Annotated in this window: 3 protein-coding genes; 1 reads left to right on the forward strand and 2 read right to left on the reverse strand. The window is 50.4% G+C overall.

Going from position 1 to position 1,871, the window contains the following annotated elements:
• A partial coding sequence (locus K5R89_RS26980) for an IS1 family transposase (protein WP_313771228.1) occupies positions 1-178 on the reverse strand: 178 nt, incomplete at its 3' end.
• 310 nt (positions 179-488) lie between these two features.
• Here K5R89_RS26980 and K5R89_RS26985 point away from each other — a divergent pair.
• Positions 489-1,514 carry an IS110 family transposase gene (locus K5R89_RS26985; protein ID WP_001101446.1) on the forward strand — a complete coding sequence of 342 codons (1,026 nt, stop codon included), beginning with the start codon at positions 489-491 and terminating at the stop codon, positions 1,512-1,514.
• Between the two features lie 172 nt (positions 1,515-1,686).
• Here the strand turns inward: K5R89_RS26985 and K5R89_RS26990 are convergent.
• Positions 1,687-1,871, reverse strand: a 185-nt coding sequence (locus K5R89_RS26990) for a hypothetical protein (protein ID WP_221853879.1), incomplete at its 5' end; no start/stop codon positions are given.

A 1,871-nucleotide genomic window follows, 5' to 3' on the forward strand; every position in this document is an offset into this window, starting at 1 on the left:
CCATATCAATGATTTTCTGGTGCGTACCGGGTTGAGAAGCGGTGTAAGTGAACTGCAGTTGCCATGTTTTACGGCAGCGAGAGCAGAGATAGCGCTGATGTCCGGCAGTGCTTTTGCCGTTACGCACCACGCCTTCAGTAGCGGAGCAGGAAGGACATCTGATGGAAATGGAAGCCACGCAAGCACCTTAAAATCACCATCATACACTAAATCAGTAAGTTGGCAGCATTACCGAGATATTTAAGAGGTCTTGAAGTATGGGCCTGACTGCGGCTACACTGAAAGAACAGTTTTGGTATCTGCGGTCTCGTATACCCAGTTACCTTCGGAATGAGGTGTTGGTAGCTCCAAATTCCGGCAAACGAACCACCGTTGGTAGCGGTGGTTTTTTTGTTTACAGGAGGCTTTGTTAATGGAATGGTCGCCTCCCATCTCTTGTGCCACAGTGGGACGATAAATCGTCACTCATTGAACGGAGCGCTGCTATCATGAACGTTAAAACTATTGGAATCGATTTGGCAAAAAACGTTTTCCAGATCCATGGGGTTGACGAGCACGGAAAACGGTTGTTCAACAAACAACTCAGACGGGCACAAATGGCCTCCTTTTTTGCCAACATCCCACCCTGTTTGATCGGCATGGAGGCCTGTGCATCTGCTCATTTCTGGGCCAATAAACTGATATCGATGGGCCATAATGTCAAACTGATGGCCCCTCAGTTCGTCAAACCCTATGTTAAAACCAATAAGCATGATGCTGCAGACGCTGAAGCTATTTGTGAAGCCGTCACTCGACCTAACATGCGGTTCGTGCCGGTCAAAACCGCTGAGCAGCAAGCCGTATTGGCACTTCACCGGAGTCGTCAGAGCTTCATCAAACAGCGAACCGCACAAGCCAATCAAATCAGGGGGTTATTGGCCGAATTTGGCATTGTCGTCCCCCGAGGTATCCAGCAGCTACAGCGACGATTACCTGAGCTCGTGGAAGATGCGGATAACCCGTTACCCGTCCTGTTTCGTACACAGCTGAGTCTACTACAGCACCACATGGCGTACCTGTTCGATGTCATCGCTACACTCGACAAGCAGATTGAGCAGTGCTATCGGCAAAATGCTCTCTGCCAGCGTATCGGCAAGATCCCTGGTATTGGCCCTGTTACCGCCAGCGCGCTGATTGCGACCATTGGTAAAGCCAACAATTTCGAGAATGGCCGACAACTGGCTGCCTGGCTCGGATTGGTTCCACGTCAGCACTCCAGTGGGGGTAAACAAGTCCTGCTCGGGATAAGCAAGCGAGGTGATACCTATTTGAGGACCTTGCTTATCCATGGTGCCAGGGCGGTATTGCAGTCGGCCAAACATAAACAGGATGCCGTATCGAGCTGGGCTAACCAGCTAATGGCGCGCCGGAATAACAACATTGCCTCGGTAGCATTGGCTAACAAGAATGCGCGGACTGTGTGGGCGCTCCTGGCCAAAGAGCGGGAGTATTGTGCACCAATAATAAGCGCTTAAGTTGCTTAATCAGTAAGACAGAAACAACACCACCGATTGCCCAGGCAAGCATGAAGTGATGGCAAGACAGGTCAGACCGCGATGGGGAAAACCCGGTTTATTCAAGGCTCCTGAAAGAGCGCTTTGTTGATAGAGGCCTCCATCAGCGTATTCCATCAGGGACAGAGGTATTTTACATCACCTCGGCAAAGTCCGGATCTATGGCTGCAATCGATGACCAGTAAAGCCACCACAACATATTTAGCTTGGCAAACAGGAGGCGACCATCTATGAATAAATCAGATTTCGTGCGAACGACCCTGTAGCTGGCTGGATTTTCAGGCAATACGCACGCTTTCTGGCATCCCAGCCTTTGTC

The sequence above is a fragment of the Klebsiella sp. TF21-TM genome (assembly GCF_019753495.1).
GTDB classification, from domain to species: domain Bacteria; phylum Pseudomonadota; class Gammaproteobacteria; order Enterobacterales; family Enterobacteriaceae; genus Klebsiella; species Klebsiella quasipneumoniae.

Excerpts from the sequence above, each read along its gene's own strand:
- K5R89_RS26985 (WP_001101446.1), top strand. The coding sequence starts at position 489 with ATGAACGTTAAAACTATTGGAATCGATTTGGCAAAAAACGTTTTCCAG.